This window comes from Rhodococcus sp. IEGM 1381, from assembly GCF_030056795.1.
Classification (GTDB): Bacteria; Actinomycetota; Actinomycetes; order Mycobacteriales; family Mycobacteriaceae; genus Rhodococcoides.
Window position 1 is genome coordinate 133,529 of the sequence record NZ_JASHKQ010000007.1, and the last position, 15,859, is coordinate 149,387.

Below are 15,859 nucleotides of genomic sequence, written 5' to 3' on the forward strand. Positions count from 1 at the left end.
TGTTCGCCTTACTCAACGTGGAGGAATGATGAACTCGCTCAACCCGTCTGCATCGCACTACCAGGTTCCGACCTTCGGTCTGTGGTACGACTTCCGCAATCCGGAACAATGGCGAAAACCTCTGGGTTCTCTCTATCGAGAATCGGTGGACCAAGTTGTCTGGGCCGAATCGCTCGGCTTCGGGTCGGCATGGTTGAGCGAGCATCATTTCGCCGAGGACGATTATGCGTCGTCTCCCCTGGTCGTTGCCGCGGCGATCGGTGCTCGGACCAAGACCATGCGCATCGGTACCAACATCATCGTGGCGGGACTACACGAACCGATGCGTCTGGCCGAGGATGCGGCAGCTCTGTCGTTCCTCACCGACAACCGTTTCGAGCTGGGACTCGGCCTCGGCTACCACGAGAAGGAATTCGCGGCGTTCGGGCGAAAGGTCAAACAGCGCCCCAGTCTTCTCGAGGATGCAATTGCTGTGATTCGGCATGCCTGGGCCGGCACCGGTGAGGCCTACGAGGGCAAACGATTCTCGGTACCTGCGTTGCCGGTGACTCCGCTACCCGAGACGGCCCCGAGAATTCTGATCGGCGCACAGTCCCCGGTGGGAATCGATCGCGCCGCACGTCTCGCAGACGGCGTCATCACGCTGCAGAACGCCCACTTCACGGACTACCAGCAGTCGATCGAGCGGCACGGGAAGAACGTGGACGATGCCCGCATCTACGCGAGCCAATGGACTGTGGTGGCCGACGATCCGGAACGCACGTGGGCCGAGGTCGGCGAACACGCGCTCTACCAGATGAACAAGTACATCGAATGGGGCTCGTTCGAGGGCCCCGATCAGCCGTCGTCGTTCGACAGCCCTCAACATCTACTCGATGCCGGTGCCTACAAACTCCTGGACGCCTCGATGGCGGTCGACGAACTGGTGACCATGGCCACCGAGTTTCCCCAGATCCGCGACTTCCACTACTGGGCTCAGCTTCCGGGTGAGTCCGTCGAATCCGGTTCCGCTCGAATCCAATACATCGCCGACAAAGTCATACCTGAGGTCACCCGCAAGCTCGGTGGTTGATCACTACGACGGCATTTTGGCTTGTGTTCCTTGTGTTCCTTGTGTGCCTGTATCTGGAGCTGCGGATGGCAGGCTGGTGTTGGTTGATCATCGTGGCATTGATCGGCGTGACCATCAATTATTGCTGGTGGTCGGTGGGGCGCGGGCAGCTTAGATTTCGTTTGGTCTTCCCGGCGGTACTCGGTGGATCGACCCTGCTGGTCTCGGCGGCTGCCGGTTGGCTCGTCCTACACACGATCTCCGTGCCCCTCGACAGCGTCGGAAACAGACGAGCAGTCTGTGGCACGATGCTCAATCCTCTTCCTGCGGAACAGTTGCGCGCGACGTGGTCCCGATCGGGCGAGCCCATTCTCGACGCAGATCCGGCGTCCACCATCAGATTGCAGCAGAGCTGCGACCGATGAATCCGTTACGAGGCCGGTGACGTGCCCGGAATCCTCAGCGTCGCGCTTCTACTGGGTTGCCGGGCAGCGGGCCATCTGACGGCGCGGCCACCGGCTCGAGATCAATGGAGAGTCGCACCCGCATCTTGGGCTGCATCACAGGTGGTGCTGCCGCCTCGACCGCGGCCGCGACGTGGCCCGGTTCGCCGCCGCCGGACTCCGTTAGCTACTTGACAGCGAACCAGCTGAATCAAGTGGCTCCGTCCGCTCGGGTCCATTCGATCGACGCACGCAGATCGCCGGACACCAGTGGATACCCCTGGACACCGACTCGGCGCCGAGTTCGACCGTGTAAGTACCGAGTAGTGACACGCTCGCGGCACGCGGACAGAAAAGACGGCTCCGGATTTCTCCGAAACCGCCTCTGACCTGCATCTATGTGTCGGGCTGACAGGAATTGAACCTGCGACCCCTTGACCCCCAGCTAGATTGGCCATACTTGGATGGTCCCACCCGGACACACCGCACAGACCTTGACCAGGCGATTTCGTCCGAACCGGTTCACGTCGATCCACACCCGTTTGAACCAAGTAGTGACACTCTCGCGGCACGCTCGAACACCGATTGCTCCACGCGGATCCACCTCGATTCACAAACAATCATGTGGGTCCACGAGTCTGCTAAGCAACAGATTTGTCTACTTTCAAAGCAACCCAACCTCAACACGTGAACACACGTAACTCGTTCCGAAGCTACGCCGCCGATCGACGGACCATCACCTAGAACTCTTCTGCAACAACTCGAACGCCTTCTGCCGTCGTGCAATGAGCTTCGCATGCGTTGCGCCAACCCATTTCGACGAGTCCCCCGCATGCGCCAGCCACCGATCGACAACGGCGATTTCCCCACGCAGGTCACCGAGCTTCCGGTAGACGATGGCCGCATTGTGTGTCCAGCCCGGCGGCGTCTCACGGACCACTATCTCCTCGACCGACCGGCCGAAGTACGCCGCTCTCACGGGCGCATTCGCGTACTCCCGCGCCTGCTCTCGCTCTGTTGCCGCGATCACCTCAAGCATCATCTCCAACGCTTCGACGAGACAACCTTCCCTCTTCAGTCTCGCAACTTCCTCACCCCACTTCAGGAAGTGCGTGCCTCTGACCAACCCCGCCTCGTACTCGACCGCGTGAAGCTCCTCGTACTCGTTCAGAGACTCCCCTGCACGCTTCTTCCGCCACGCGGCCTCGCCCGACCCGATCGGATCCCCAGCGAACTGGTCGGGAACTACGATCATCGACACCGCTACGCTCCCCGCCTGGCCACGATCGACTCTCGTGTCAGCGTCCGAGTCGACCTCGATCCCGTACGACTCCACAGACGCAGACACCCCATCCGACCATCCTTGAGAGACCGCCCGAAGCTTCCATCGCTCCCCGGCGCGATACACCTCGACGAGCACAACGCATCTCTCCGACGTCAGCCCACCGAGCTGGTGAATTGCGTCGAACCCCTCGGCGGAACGAACCGACACGACGCCACCGTCAAAGCACGCCCGTCCCGCACTGCTTCCACCATCCGCAACCGACACCACTACTCTCGCCACGTCCACGGACAAGCGATCCAGCCTCAACTCGATCCGCCGAGCCCCCGCAAGCACAACACCTTGACAAGGAGAGCTCACTCGATTGAACAACACCAAATCCTCGTCGGACCTCGCTCGGAAGTCACGACCTACCAACACGGCCATCAACTCGGCATCGAAAACCCCCTCCTGATTTGTGAATTCGATGCTCAGGTGATTGCCACTCACCACGCAGTTTTGGCCCATCTGCAACTGCTGCATGTTCCGACCCTTCGTGATTCGCGTGCGTAACTACTGGTGCAGCAGCCTAGCGACTGCGCAGGACCCATCCGGCGGCATACAGATGTTCCCCCGAACGCAGCAGCGTGTTCGTTCTTGAATCGGGCGGCGCAATCGCGAACATTTCCTGATCGACCTACAAATTTCGGGCCACGAGACTGGTAAAGCTGAGGCGTGATCGCTTGTGAAAGCCGGACGCGCCCTGACCGTCTGTGGCGGACCCCGCGGGTAGCCTGCGCTCGTGGACGAATCGTTTGTCGTATCCGCAGATAGTTTCAAGTACTGGCACGTCGACTACCAGACCGGCACCTTGCGAATCGTGTACCAAAGCGGGGAGGTTCACGACGCCGAACTCGACACCGAATACCGGCCAACCAACTCCCCGGTTGCGACCTCGACATTCGATTGGGAAAAGTGGTGGATCCTGTCGACCACGACCAGGAACGACCTCATCATTACAGAGGGATTCAACCCGACATCCCCACCCGCTCTGAAAGGCCGACCATCCGTCTATCTGGACCAAAATCGATGGCGAACCGTCGCTGACGCTATGAACGACCCGCTACGCGTGGAAAACATCGACGAACGACACGCGGCTGAGGAGCTCATATTTCTTGCCTGCGACGCCGGCATAGTCTTGCCCCTCTCAACTGGACACCTCCTCGAAACGGCTGGGCTGCAAGGCGAACTACGCTATGAGATTGGTCTGGCCATGGCACGCCTCGCCGGCGGATGGCAAATCAGGCACCCGCTCGACCTGTGGAAGCACGAGGTCGACCGCTCCATCCGACTGCACTTGGGACTCACCAAGGACTCACCCGTCCTACACCCCATCGTTACCGAACCCGGCGCGTTATTCGGAAGGGACACGTCCCTCAGCATCACCGACGAAACACCCAACATCGACAAGTTCATGGCGATGCTGACCATGCCGAGCGTCATTCTGAGTCAACTCATCGACCCCAAGACAATTGAAAAAGACCCGGTCACAAATTGGGTACGCCACCACGAAACCATCACCGCGCAAATCCGCGCGACGCGTCTACCGAAAGAACAACGCCGCCAACTCGCACGACGCCGCTACTGGAACGAAAACATCGGCTTCTACACCACTGCCTACCGCCGGCTAACCAAATCCAACGACTTCCCCACCTTCAGTGACACCGATTTGACGCGAATGTTCGCTGACTCGCCCATGGTTGGGCTTGTCTCCGAACTGTTCGTTCGGCGTTTCATCGACCACAGAAATAAATGGCGACGCAACGACCTAGTCGACATGTTTCACCTGTCCAGCGCCGCCGGCTACGCAGACTACGTCTGCGCCGAAACTCATACCGGCACACAACTCCGAGAGGCCCAACGCACACTCGGACGACCCGAGAACGTCTTCACGACCCTGAGCCAGCTGGTCACGGCTCTGCGCGCCGACGGTGTGCAGGCCGACTCCGAGCGAGCCACTTCGAACTGAACGTCCGCGCGCGTTGCGCAACGGCAATCCCTCAAAACTGCGCGTTGTCCAGCACCAGATGCGCCAATGGCTCGCGTTGGTGGTGAAATTACACCGGTGTCGTCACTGGAAGCCCACGAGTGGAAGCGGCTAGTCGGAGAACAACAGTGCATCAGGTACAACCTCAAGCCTGCTTGCGCGGAAACACAGATCGTGGAATTTGCCGGCGAACACTGTCAACACATGACGTTCGTATGGCGCGGCGGCCGTGGAACCTTGACGGTAACGTTAGATGCCTTGACATCGATTGTCTCAACCGTGCCGCGATTCAGTTGTTGCTCGGATTCAATCTGGCCAACTTGCTGGCTGATCGCGAAGTGTGTCGGTACCACCAAGTATTTTCGCCGTATGCGAGGACATTGGTCAGGATCTGCACGCGGTCGATACTTCAGAGGTGATAGTTGTCGTGCATGCGTGGGCGACCAGCCGCGGTCCTCACGTCTGGAAACGCAGATTTTCGACTTGCTGAATTTTGTTCTCGGAGGCGGCGAGCAAGATTTGAAGCTACCGAGCGACGGGAGAATGCACTTGGACATGCGTTTCCGCACGGCGGGCGGTGACACGATCGGACTGGAGTACGACGGAGCGTACTGGCACGCAGGCAACGAAGCCGCAGACCAAAGAAAGGCCCACAGAGTCGTCGCAGACGGGATCGCGGATCTGGTCGTGCGTATACGCGAAGACCCGCTTGCCGCACTGTCTCCCTACGATGTCGTGATTCGGCACAAGGAATCGGCACCGACAGTAGTCATCGCTACACTTCTGCACCTAGTTCACATGGCTGTGGTGGACGCGCAAACCGCGCACCGTATCTCTGCAATATTGGTGGCGTCTAGTACGGCACCGTCCATCGAGAGCATTACGTGTGACGAGTGCTGGCTGCTCGATGGTTCGATCCGGCATGCCGAATACGAGTATCGTTGGAATGAAATTAAGCGGCGACGCCGCGCAGCCCGTCGACCTGCCGGGAAAACAGTCCGCCGAGCAAGCCAACGGCACCAAGTATTTGACAAAGATTGACGGTCATGGGAGACGACGCGGTTCTATGCCGGCCCGACACTGGTCGGTATCGACGAACTCGGCTACGTTCCACAACCGGGAGAATCAGCCTCAGCCATGTTTCAAGTTGTCTCGCAACGGTGAATGAAGACATCGATCGTGATTGCCGGTAATCGTGGTGTCGGTTCGTGGGGAACGGTTCTCGGTGATGACACCGTCGCAGCAGCCGTGCCCAATCTCCTCTTACATCGATCGGTAGTCCTCGACATGTCCGGTGGTTGCTACCGGCTCCGTGAACACCACGCACGATCGGAGCAACTCCGGAAACCGTCACCGGGACCCGTCAACCGCTATAGTGAAGACCGCTCACGAGTAGGGAATCTCAGTGAGCGCGGTTGGGGAATTTCGCTGAGCCTCGTCATGCCAGCGTCTGAACCCATCGTTGAGCACGCTCATTCTTGATTTAGTGGGCCACTAGATCGTTGTCTCAGACCGACTGCGCCATTCAGGGTCCGTTCACGCACCCCCCAACAGTAAGTTTTTGAGATCCCTGCGAATAGGGAAATGTGCCCGCTGACCGTCCGTCTTGCGGGGAGGGTATTTCACGTTCCGTCGATGCGTGCGCGGTAGACGCGACTCAGCAGTTCGCATAGGTGCGAGTACTCGGCCGAGCTGAGTGGCGAGAAGAAGTCGGATTTTTCCGACCGTAGCCGATCCGTGATCGTTTCCATCAGACTCGTCCCCTTGCTGCTGATGCGAAGCATCTTCGCTCGGGCGTCACCTATGTCCGGTTCGACCAGTAACAGACCACGACCGGTCAGACCTGAAACGGTGGGCACGGCGTTTCGTGCGTCGATCGCCGCTCTGCCCGCCACGTCACGTTGCCTCAGACGGGCCCCCTCGCTGAGCACCGTGAGGATCGTGAACTCCGCCTGAGTGAGGCCCACCTCGGTAATGACTATCTTCCAATTGCCTTCCGCCATTGCGCCCAAGCGTGCGAGCAAGAACCCGCCGCCGTGTTCATAACCAGGCGTGCCGTCCTTGCGCTGCGGGAGACCCGCACTCCGTATGGTAGACATGATTTATGTGTACCAGACTCCACCACACTCGAGTCCCTATCTCCGATGGAACTATCCATGTGGTCGAGTCCGGCCCGGTTTCCGCGGACCCGATCGTCTTTTTGCACGGCTGGCCCGAGGACTGGTCTGCTTGGACCCAGATCATGGAACTGGCCGGTGATAAGTACCGGTGCATCGCCCTCGATCTGCCAGGCGTCGGCGGCTCACGCCTGGTTGCCCCACGAGGTGACAAGTTCTACCTAGCTGGCTTGATCCACGAACTCATCACTGCACTCGACCTGCAGAACGTCACACTCGTCGGACACGACGCCGGCGGTATGGTCACCTTCGCCTACCTGAAACAATTCCTGACACTTCGCAGCGCCATCATCATGGACACCGTCATCCCCGGCATCCCACCCTGGGAGAGCGCGCTGACGAACCCCTACATCTGGCACTTCGCCTTCCACTCCATACCGGCGCTACCCGAGAAACTCGTGCAAAACAACGTTCGGTCCTACTTCGATTACTTCTACGACGCCATCTCCGCCAATCCGGAGGCCATACCGGAGCCGGCACGTAACCGGTACGCGGCGAGCTACACCGACCCGGGGGCCCTAACGCAGGGATTCGAGTTCTACCGCGCTTTCCGCACAGACGCAGACGACAACAACCGCTCTACCGATGAGATCTCCACGCCAACCCTCTACCTGCGCGGCAGCAGCGAAGGTGGGAACCTCGCCGACTACGCGACCGGATTCCGCAACGCTGGCCTGACGAACTTGAACACGGGCACCATCGAAAGCGCGGGACACTTCGCGCCCGAGGAAGCACCCGAGCAAGTCTGGAAAGCAATTACCTCGCACCTCGCCCAACTATGAGCGACCCGGCACCGCACACCTCGCAAATGGATCGGCCGACACCCTCGTGCGTTTGCGGTTGGGATTGCGGGCAGTTGGGGCTCCATTCAGCTCGAATCGATAAATTCTGGCGTCTCGTAACCTGTGTGTCGGCTCCGGCCCCAGAACCGTCGGGTCTAGTAATTCCTGCGACTCATTTCCAGATCCATCGCGATGAGTCGGATTAGGGATGATTATTGTGCGTCGAATCGTTGCTACTACGCGGTCAGTTAGTGCAGCCAAGGCGTTTCGTCACCCAGCTCTCATGTTCCTCGATTACGTCCAACTAGTTCCGAATCAGACAAACAACATCAAAGATTTTTGCCAACGCTTCACTAGTCCTAGTTTACCGGTAACGCGACGTATCTGACTGCGACCAATTGGCCTAAATCTCGTTCCGATGCGCACGCGTGGATGACGTCGAGGAGAGAGCCAAGGGCGCTAGTAGGGCTGCCAACCCCGCCGCCAGGAGGACAACGCCGGCTTGCTCCAACACCGCGGACCAACGTACTGGCACGCTGCCTACATTCGCACGACAGATCGCCGCCTGATGATCCAGTGCTCTGGAATTGATCGCGGTGAGCTTCCACCAGTAACCAAAGCCGTTGTGCCACAATCGGATATCGGGAAGTAGATTTCTGCAGTTCAGGTGTGGGGTCACAGCTCGTCTTGTGGAAGTTGCACTGCGGTGGTCTTGGGATCGAGCATGTGCTGTCGTTGGGCCCGTAATCACACTGTCAGGCAAGCGATTCGGAGCCGGTAACGTAGATTATGTCTCGGGCTTCTGTGAAGCCGTCCGCTGTTTCCGCTGGTGACGCGAGTCTGCGTGATCGCACCGTCCCCGAACCGTTCCCACACCGATCGTTGATCGGAACTCAAGGTTGTTGGGTAAACGCGACCCAGTGCGTCAGCGGGTCCCACCGTAGGCCGCGGGGACGAGGTCTTTCTGGGGCGCACCGCTGTGAATCAGCTCGAGGATGGCGTCGGCGACCTGTTCGGGGGTATCGAAGGCCGCGCCAGCGGTCATGGCTTCGGCGTCTGCGCGGCCCGCGCGGATCGAGAGTATGAACTCGGTGCTCGTGGCGAAGGGGATCATCGCGGAGACGGTCACCCCCGTCCCCTCGAGCTCGTTTCGGGCAATCGCGGTCAGGCGCTCGAGGGCGATCTTCGAGGCTACGTAGCCGCCCGTGCCCGGCACGTCGGCGAAGGTCGTCCCGGAGCTGACGTTGACGATGCTGCCCGAATTTTGTCGCCGCATGGTCGGCAGCACGGCTTGCATCACAGCCAGCGGGGCCACCAGGTTCAGCTCGAGCACCGCACGGAAGTCGTCGAGGGAGAGCTGCTCCAACTCGGCCTGCAGGCCCTGGCCGGCGTTGTTGACTAGCACGTCGATACGCCCGAACGCGTCGAGTGCGGCCTGTGCCAGCGCAGTCACCTGCGCCTGGTCGGTGACGTCGCACCGCACCGCGATCGCGCCGTCGAGCTCCGCCGCCAGCGCCCGCACTCGGTCCTCCCGGCGGGCGGCGAGGACCACGCGGGCACCGGCCGCTGCCGCCGCGCGCGCCGTCGCCGCCCCAATGCCGGAGGACGCACCCGTGATCACAACAACCGAACCTTTGATATCCAAAACCGCTCCTCGCTCCAGCGAACATTAACGCTACCGATTCGTAGTGTAACCCCGCGCGTGGCCTACGGTGGGCTGGTGCAGACCCCCAATCTCGGGTCGCGTGGCAACGCCAGGCCCGGCCGGCCGTTCGACCACTCGACCGACGCGCTGATCCTGACGACCACCCTGGACCTGCTCTCCGAACGGCCCTACGAACGCGTCACCCTCGACGGCGTCGCCGCCCGCACTGGCAAGGCCAAGACAACGCTCTACCGCCGGTGGGCGACGAAAGACGATCTTGTCGTGGCCGCGATTAACTCCATCGGAGCACCCCCCGAAATCGACCATCCGCCGGACCGGGGATCCCTGCGCTCAGACCTGCTGTCCGTCATCGACTCCCCGTGGCTCGGTGGCCCCGACCGACGGCTCACGATCCTCACCGGCCTAGCCGCCGCTGCACGAAGCTCGCAGCCCGTCGCCGATGCCGTGCGGTCGAAGGTCGCGACGCCCTATCTGGAGATCTACCGCAGCATCCTCGAGCGCGCGGTCGACCGTGGACAGGTCCCCCGCGAGCGGGCCCCGGCATTCCCGCTCCTCGCCGAGGTGATCCCCGCGATGAGCACCCACCGCCTGAACACCGGCCAGGGACCGGTCAACCGGGCGTTCTTCGCCGCCCTTATCGACGACGTCATGCTCCCCGCGCTCCGCTAGCTGAGCTCCCCTTCCCCAGACCGGGCGGTGTAGGCGCGGTGCCATGACGTGCCTCCGGTCGGCCAGATCCCGTACGGCGAACGGCGGATCCTTGCGGTCATCGCAACAGGAGTAGTCCGATCTTCTCGATCGGCTTGGCGAAATCTAGCCGGTTGCGGGGTCGGTCCAGCGTGGCGGCAACGATGTCGAGGTGCTCGGCGGTGTGGACTGACAGGTCGGTTCCCTTGGCGAAGTACTGGCGCACCAAGCCATCGGTGTTCTCGTTGGTGCCGCGCTGCCAGAGGCTGTGGGTCGCAGAAGTAGACGTCGATGTCGGTGGCCATCGCGACGCTCTTTCAATCGCGCATCTCCACGCCCTGGTCCCATGTCAGCGACCCCCGAAGCAGGGGCGGCAACGTGAGGAAACACGTGTGCGCGAACCGCTTTCGCACACGAGGCATTTACCGGTAACGGATATTATGGCATTTATGCTGCTTAGCGCATCAAATTTGACGATAGGTCGCTAGCTCGTCGCTCGCCACCCACCGGAACCTAAGAGCACCGGAACCTAAGAGCGCTTACCCGGCTTGCCGGCCTCGCGAACCTTCGAGACGCGGCTCGCCGCCACCGGTGCTTCGGTGCCGAGCTCTTTCCTCGCTTTGGCATGCAGTCGCTGTATCTGCTCCGGCGTCTTCTTGACTCGCCGAAGGTCCAGACGATCGTTCGTCAAAGCCGACACGTCATTCACCATCCTCGCTGGTCAGGAGGCCTTGTAAGACCCAGAGCTCGTTCTCCGTGTCCCAACTTACGCCGGTCACGAACACTTCGCGAGCGTCCACGATAAGCATCTCCCGCTCATGGTCGGACGCCCTGGTGAGCGCCTCAGACAAGTAGAGAGCCGGGACACCTGCCGTGACGTATAGATCAAGCCACACCGGAACCTTGCGCTCGACTATCCGAGGAGGGCGGCGCAGTCCGCTCACCGATAGAAATCCAAGCTCCTGTACGACCTCTCCCACCAGACTCGCGGGTGTCTGACCAGGCTCAAGGCCGAAGTCGGCAAGCTCAGTCTCGCGCGAAACTCGCCACGTGCTCTCAAGTGGAAACTTCGACAACGCCGACCTCAGAAGGTCGACTTTCGCTTGGGTCTCATCCGTCATAGCGCGCCGCCCGCGCAGCGCCTCGTTTATTTCTAGGTACGACCCAAGGGTGTAGTCAGCCACGACGTCGCGCTCGGCGTCGGTCAACAAACCAAAATCCTGAACCAGCGTGTACTCGCTCGGGAAAGGATGGTCGTTCTTCTGTTCAGGACTTGATGGCTGCACAACTCGAATCTTGACGACTGACTCCGAGTACGGCCACCAGGCGCGCCCAGGCCGTGCGCTGCAATCGGGATCACAGCAAAGGGCACCTCTGCGGCGCGTTCTTCTGTGGACGCGAATCTCGACGCCACCGGCTGGGCGGACGGCCTCAACGACTCGTCTACCATTCGTCGATGATCGGACGTAGCGGAAGCTCAGACAGCGAGCGAAGTCTGCCCGAAGAGCAAACGTTTCGAGCGGTCCTTCTCGGCGTCTGCTTAAGCGTTCTTCTATTTGCTGTTGCCTTTGGAGTTCTCACCATTGTCAAAGCCATATACGACGCAGATGACATCACCTCGAACTGGTTTATCGCGTGGGGCACCTGGGCCGGAGGCCTCGGGACGGCGGCGGCCTTCCTCATCGCTGCCGCTAGCATCTCCGTTTCCAGTGCACACACCCGATTCGACCGCCGCGAAGCGGGCCGGCTCCGCCAGGACGACGAGATGGCGCAAGCGCGGCTTCTGACGATCTACAAAGTGGAGGGCGAGCTCTCGCTTGAGTCTCTACCCACCTACCGGATCGAGAACCGCAGTAAGGACACGTTCTTTGATGTTTCCGTGCCATTCGTTGAGGCACCCAACGGAGCAGACGGCGAGGTCGAACACCGGACGGCCGAGCTCGTCGCCAAAGACAACCGCCTGCACGAGTTCATCCCAAGCGGCGAGGAGCTCACCCCGTACCGCGATCACACCGAGGACCACCTTTGGTTCACTCTCGTGACAGTCCACACCACCGGCGCTGACGGCGTTCAGTTCGTAGTCGAGTACACCGACGCCAGTGGGAGGCGCTGGCGTCAAAAGCTGGGCGGGGCCATTGAGCGCATCACTACCAGCGAGGCCGTTAAAATCCGTACACCTGACAGGTTTCAGCCCCCACAGCAGATTCGACGAATGACGAACCTTGAGGCGCAACGTCATGGCTTCACCAGAGGCCTCGAGCCTCTGCAGACCGACGCCGAATTCCTCGAAGTCCTCGAGGCCCGCACCGTCAGGACCTGGAAGCGAATTGAGCGCGTAAGCGACGTAAGGGTCGTGCCGAATGACTTCGATGTCCCCTCAGAAGGGCTGATCGCCGAAGTGACATATCGACCAGCACCTCCACCGTTCTGGGCGGACCATTTCCACGCGAAACTTGCAGAATCAGACCTCCATATGGGGTCCAGCAACTCGCAGTACGACCGCACCGACAAGTTCCGGTTGTCGCCCGGCACCGATACCGACGCTGCGTTTATCGCCGAGATAGTCGACGTTGCACTCGAATACGCCAACGACTCCTTCGAGCAACACGAACTTGCAGCCGCTCGGCGCGCCCTGGAAGCGCGTTCAAGATGAAGCAGGCCTGCGGCCGACCCACTCGCATGCTCGCTCAGACCCGGCCCTTGGCTCGCCGATCCCCTCGGCGAGCCGTTAACTATGCAGCACTCATGGGCATCGGTCTTGTTGCGGGCAAGATGTTTTTGGACCAGCGGAAGGTTGACCAGGTGGCGGCCGAGGAGGCGAAGAAGCGGTTGGTATCCGAGTTTAGCGATGACGGCTCGCAGTCGGGGGAACCGACGACCCCGCCGGCTACCGCGTGACGTGACAGTCGACGACGCAGCCGCCCAAGGAGGACTCCACCCTCTTCCGCGACTCGGTCGGCTCATTCGTGATGCTGTGCCTCGCCGCATCGCTCCTGTTGGCACTGCTTTTCGTCATGTTCCGCAAAAGCCGCCCGGCCGACCGGCGCGGCGAGACGGCAGGCCTAATTCATAACGATAATTTACCGGTAACGCGACGTATTAGATGGTGACGAGTCCTACTGGTCGCGAGACATTTTGATGTAGGGACGAGTTGTCTTTCAGGTAGGGCGCTTTCTGGAGGAGGATTACTCGTTCGTCGCTTCGATTGGCGGCGTTCGGAGATCGTGGTGGCGTGGTCACCTCGCCAGTAGTCGTCTGATTCCGTTTGTGACTGCATCGGAGGCTTCCTCGGGTAGGAAATGTCCGCAGGAAATGACGTCGGTGTCCAGGTCGGTAGCCCAGGCCGCCCAGATAGTCGCCGGGTCGAACGGTAGTTGGATGTCGCCCGGGTCCTGCCACGCAGCATAGGCAGGCATCGTCAGACGCCTCCCTGCCTGTTGATCGGCGAGGTCGTCGGCAGTGTCGAGGAATGCGCTTGCTCGGTAGTCGTCGCATATCGCGTGGATGGCGTCAGACGATCGAGTGTGTGCGAGGTAGTGCTCCCGGGTGTCCTGGGGGATCGAGTCGGCGACTGTGGTCCAGTGGTCTAGGAAGTGTCCGAAGAAGGTGTCGGGGTCTGCACCGATCATGCGTTCGGGTAGGTCGGTGGGTTGGGCGAGTAGGTAGAGGTGGAAGGCGAAAACACCGCCCGGACCGGCCAGCGCTGCCCAGTTGTCGATGGTCGGAATGATGTCGAGAACACCGAGGTGGGTGATTGTATCGGGGTGATCCATAGCCGCGCGAAACGCGATCAGCGCCCCACGGTCGTGACCTACAACCGCGAACCGGTCATGGCCCAATTCAGCCATGAAATCCACGAGATGGTTTGCCACTTTTCGCTTCACGAATCCGTCTGCGCCCTCACCGAGTCGTTCGCTCGTGCCGTACCCGGGAAGGTCCGCAGCGATGACGTGGTGGTCTGCTGCGAGTGCGGGCAGCACCGCGCGCCAAGCTCGTCGTGTCTGGGGAAATCCGTGCAGCAAAAGAACTGAGGGTCCTTCGCCGGCTACGTCGTAGCCGATGGTGTGTCCGCCGACGCTCAGCGCGGCAGAGGTCGCCTGGGGCGCGGATAGTAGCGGTGTCACTTGATTGGTCATGGCGCAATCGCACCAGCCGAATAGGTCGGATCCTGTCCGCAATAGCTAAAAACCTGCACTGCTTTTCACTGCGCGTTCGACGCGGCGGGTTAGGAGCTTGGTCACGCCTCGGCCGATGTAGGCCCTGCCGATGGGTTTCGCACCTGTGGCGATCCCATTGCGCGGAAGCACCTCGGGCGCTGGAAATTCTCGTATGGCTCCACATACGCACCCTCCGTCAAACCGGCCGTTTCGTGGGCCTTCTCGCCGCGTCGACCGCAATGTCGCTCCGAAGCGAGGGACGGAACGCATCACTCCTGACGGATACCCCATGCTCTCCGTGCTCCAACGTGTCGTTCTGCTCGCGTCGAGAACACGACCGGCGAGTTCTCGACCGTTGGTACGGAATTCGAGGACTGCGAACACTCACAGCATGGCCCGATAGGCGAACCAAACTAGGGTGACTGGGCACCCCCGGCAAACATCCACCGAATCTGCGAAGGGTCTCACTGATGAAAAGTCTGTTCGATCTGGCGATGACCGATTGGCCGCAGGAGCGGGACGCTCTGCATGTTTATGCACTTCCGACGGTGGACGAGTCCATTCTCAGTCCGGTCCAGAACGCGATATGCGAAACGGGCGTTTGCTCGGTGCAGCCCACCGGTTTCCTACACGCCACGGTCAGCCGCATTCCTGCATTCCGCAACACCGTTTCCCTCGACACTCTGACCGGACTGCAATCGGCGTTGAGCCGAACCACAGCGCAGATCTCACCTTTCGACGTCCGCCTGACCGGGCCTCACGTCTTGTCGGAGTCGGTCGGACTGGAGGGGACACGAACCGCAGAGTGGGATCACCTTGTGGGGTCGATACAGCGTTGCGTTTCGGCCGTCCTCGTCGGTGCGGTGATGCCGCCGCCTCCCCACGCGCCGCACGTTTCGTTGGGCTACGGCATCAGCGAAACGCCGTCGGCCCCTCTGATCGAAGCGTTCGATCGACTGGACTCAGCTCGCGAACACCCACTCACACTGTCCGTGCACATCCATGAGGTGCACTTGCTTGCCGTTCATCAGAACTCGACGGCAGGGGTATACACCTGGGATTCGATCAGCAGCCACAGTCTCAGCGGTCAACGCGTCGGAACGCCCAGTCCAAGTGGGTAGCGACGGGCCGTGGCTGCCGGCCCGAAACGCGCTCCAGCAGTGTCGAGTCGGGTTCGTGATATCCAAAACCCCGATACAGCTCGTGACCGTCGGTCGTGTGCAACACCCACCGAAACGACCGCCCCGGTCCGCCCTCGATCGTCGCTGACACGAGCCGCTTCCCCAGCAGCCTCAGACGCCGGTGCGGTTGCAGCACAAAACCTTCGACGAGACACGCGAAGTTCACTCCATCCGAGATCGCCCAAGCAGGGTTCGCGACCTGGTTGCGCGCGGAGCACCAAATCCCGGAGAACTACGTGGTCGCGCAGGGCACTGCACTCAACCGAGGCGCGCCTTCGTCGACGACGACGGCGATCGGATTTGGATCGGTAGCGTCAGTGTGGCCACCATCGCCCGATCAGTGTTCCTGTAAGCCGCAAGCCACATCTGCGACCGCTTCTTTCGGAGGCGTCGACGAGACTTAGTCA

General features: G+C 60.9%; 14 protein-coding genes and 2 pseudogenes. 9 read left to right on the forward strand and 7 right to left on the reverse strand.

Translation table 11 applies throughout. The annotated features are described in order from the left end of the window. Positions 1-28 precede the first annotated feature (28 nt). Entirely contained in the window at positions 29-1,072 is a 1,044-nt protein-coding gene (locus tag QM797_RS17125; RefSeq protein WP_283276856.1) for an LLM class flavin-dependent oxidoreductase, read from the forward strand. 65 nt (positions 1,073-1,137) lie between these two features. Beyond that, entirely contained in the window at positions 1,138-1,476 is a 339-nt protein-coding gene (locus QM797_RS17130) for a hypothetical protein (protein WP_283276858.1), read from the forward strand. A 754-nt stretch (positions 1,477-2,230) separates the two neighbouring features. Here QM797_RS17130 and QM797_RS17135 read toward each other — a convergent pair. Then, the gene (locus QM797_RS17135; protein WP_349307208.1) at positions 2,231-3,298 is read right to left on the reverse strand and encodes a TerD family protein; all 1,068 of its coding nucleotides are present in this window, start codon (positions 3,296-3,298) and stop codon (positions 2,231-2,233) included. Positions 3,299-3,557: 259 nt separating this feature from the next. Here QM797_RS17135 and QM797_RS17140 point away from each other — a divergent pair, with 259 nt between their 5' ends. From QM797_RS17140 to QM797_RS17150, 3 genes and pseudogenes are all read left to right on the forward strand, one after another. After that, positions 3,558-4,784 (forward strand): hypothetical protein, encoded by a 1,227-nt coding sequence (locus QM797_RS17140; protein WP_283276859.1) that lies wholly within the window; start codon positions 3,558-3,560, stop codon positions 4,782-4,784. A 453-nt stretch (positions 4,785-5,237) separates the two neighbouring features. Beyond that, positions 5,238-5,843, forward strand: a complete 606-nt coding sequence (locus tag QM797_RS17145) for a hypothetical protein (RefSeq protein ID WP_283276861.1) — start codon at positions 5,238-5,240, stop codon at positions 5,841-5,843. Between the two features lie 6 nt (positions 5,844-5,849). After that, positions 5,850-6,178: pseudogene (locus tag QM797_RS17150) on the forward strand (ATP-binding protein); the annotation flags it as partial. Positions 6,179-6,424: 246 nt separating this feature from the next. On the opposite strand, the gene QM797_RS17155 reads toward QM797_RS17150, so the two are convergent. Further along, entirely contained in the window at positions 6,425-6,901 is a 477-nt protein-coding gene (locus QM797_RS17155; RefSeq protein WP_283276862.1) for a MarR family winged helix-turn-helix transcriptional regulator, read from the reverse strand. 5 nt (positions 6,902-6,906) lie between these two features. On the opposite strand from QM797_RS17155, the gene QM797_RS17160 reads away from it, so the two are divergent. Then, a complete protein-coding gene (locus tag QM797_RS17160) occupies positions 6,907-7,761 on the forward strand; it encodes an alpha/beta fold hydrolase (protein ID WP_283276863.1) in 855 nt (284 codons plus the stop codon). 925 nt (positions 7,762-8,686) lie between these two features. On the opposite strand, the gene QM797_RS17165 is transcribed toward QM797_RS17160, so the two are convergent. Beyond that, positions 8,687-9,406 carry an SDR family oxidoreductase gene (locus QM797_RS17165; protein WP_283276864.1) on the reverse strand — a complete coding sequence of 240 codons (720 nt, stop codon included), beginning with the start codon at positions 9,404-9,406 and terminating at the stop codon, positions 8,687-8,689. Positions 9,407-9,481: 75 nt separating this feature from the next. On the opposite strand from QM797_RS17165, the gene QM797_RS17170 reads away from it, so the two are divergent. Continuing rightward, positions 9,482-10,096, forward strand: a complete 615-nt coding sequence (locus QM797_RS17170) for a TetR/AcrR family transcriptional regulator (RefSeq protein ID WP_283276865.1) — start codon at positions 9,482-9,484, stop codon at positions 10,094-10,096. Positions 10,097-10,193: 97 nt separating this feature from the next. On the opposite strand, the pseudogene QM797_RS17175 reads toward QM797_RS17170, so the two are convergent. From QM797_RS17175 to QM797_RS17185, 3 genes and pseudogenes are all read right to left on the reverse strand, one after another. Beyond that, positions 10,194-10,491, reverse strand: a pseudogene (locus QM797_RS17175) (IS30 family transposase); the annotation flags it as partial. A 152-nt stretch (positions 10,492-10,643) separates the two neighbouring features. Then, a complete protein-coding gene (locus QM797_RS17180; RefSeq protein ID WP_176457510.1) occupies positions 10,644-10,814 on the reverse strand; it encodes a hypothetical protein in 171 nt (56 codons plus the stop codon). A gap of 1 nt (position 10,815) precedes the next feature. Next, positions 10,816-11,322 carry an ADP-ribosyltransferase gene (locus QM797_RS17185; RefSeq protein ID WP_283276866.1) on the reverse strand — a complete coding sequence of 169 codons (507 nt, stop codon included), beginning with the start codon at positions 11,320-11,322 and terminating at the stop codon, positions 10,816-10,818. A 248-nt stretch (positions 11,323-11,570) separates the two neighbouring features. Here QM797_RS17185 and QM797_RS17190 point away from each other — a divergent pair, with 248 nt between their 5' ends. Continuing rightward, complete coding sequence (locus QM797_RS17190; protein WP_283276867.1) at positions 11,571-12,767, forward strand: hypothetical protein; 1,197 nt, start codon at positions 11,571-11,573, stop codon at positions 12,765-12,767. A 583-nt stretch (positions 12,768-13,350) separates the two neighbouring features. Here the strand turns inward: QM797_RS17190 and QM797_RS17195 are convergent. Next, a complete protein-coding gene (locus QM797_RS17195) occupies positions 13,351-14,250 on the reverse strand; it encodes an alpha/beta fold hydrolase (RefSeq protein WP_283276868.1) in 900 nt (299 codons plus the stop codon). Positions 14,251-14,741: 491 nt separating this feature from the next. On the opposite strand from QM797_RS17195, the gene QM797_RS17200 reads away from it, so the two are divergent. Beyond that, positions 14,742-15,392 (forward strand): 2'-5' RNA ligase family protein, encoded by a 651-nt coding sequence (locus QM797_RS17200; RefSeq protein WP_283276869.1) that lies wholly within the window; start codon positions 14,742-14,744, stop codon positions 15,390-15,392. Positions 15,393-15,859: the final 467 nt, after the last annotated feature.

Excerpts from the sequence above, each read along its gene's own strand:
- QM797_RS17125 (WP_283276856.1), top strand. The coding sequence starts at position 29 with ATGAACTCGCTCAACCCGTCTGCATCGCACTACCAGGTTCCGACCTTC.
- QM797_RS17130 (WP_283276858.1), top strand. The coding sequence starts at position 1,138 with ATGGCAGGCTGGTGTTGGTTGATCATCGTGGCATTGATCGGCGTGACC.
- QM797_RS17135 (WP_349307208.1), bottom strand. The coding sequence starts at position 3,298 with ATGCAGCAGTTGCAGATGGGCCAAAACTGCGTGGTGAGTGGCAATCAC.
- QM797_RS17155 (WP_283276862.1), bottom strand. The coding sequence starts at position 6,901 with ATGTCTACCATACGGAGTGCGGGTCTCCCGCAGCGCAAGGACGGCACG.
- QM797_RS17160 (WP_283276863.1), top strand. The coding sequence starts at position 6,907 with ATGTGTACCAGACTCCACCACACTCGAGTCCCTATCTCCGATGGAACT.
- QM797_RS17190 (WP_283276867.1), top strand. The coding sequence starts at position 11,571 with ATGATCGGACGTAGCGGAAGCTCAGACAGCGAGCGAAGTCTGCCCGAA.
- QM797_RS17195 (WP_283276868.1), bottom strand. The coding sequence starts at position 14,250 with ATGACCAATCAAGTGACACCGCTACTATCCGCGCCCCAGGCGACCTCT.
- QM797_RS17200 (WP_283276869.1), top strand. The coding sequence starts at position 14,742 with ATGAAAAGTCTGTTCGATCTGGCGATGACCGATTGGCCGCAGGAGCGG.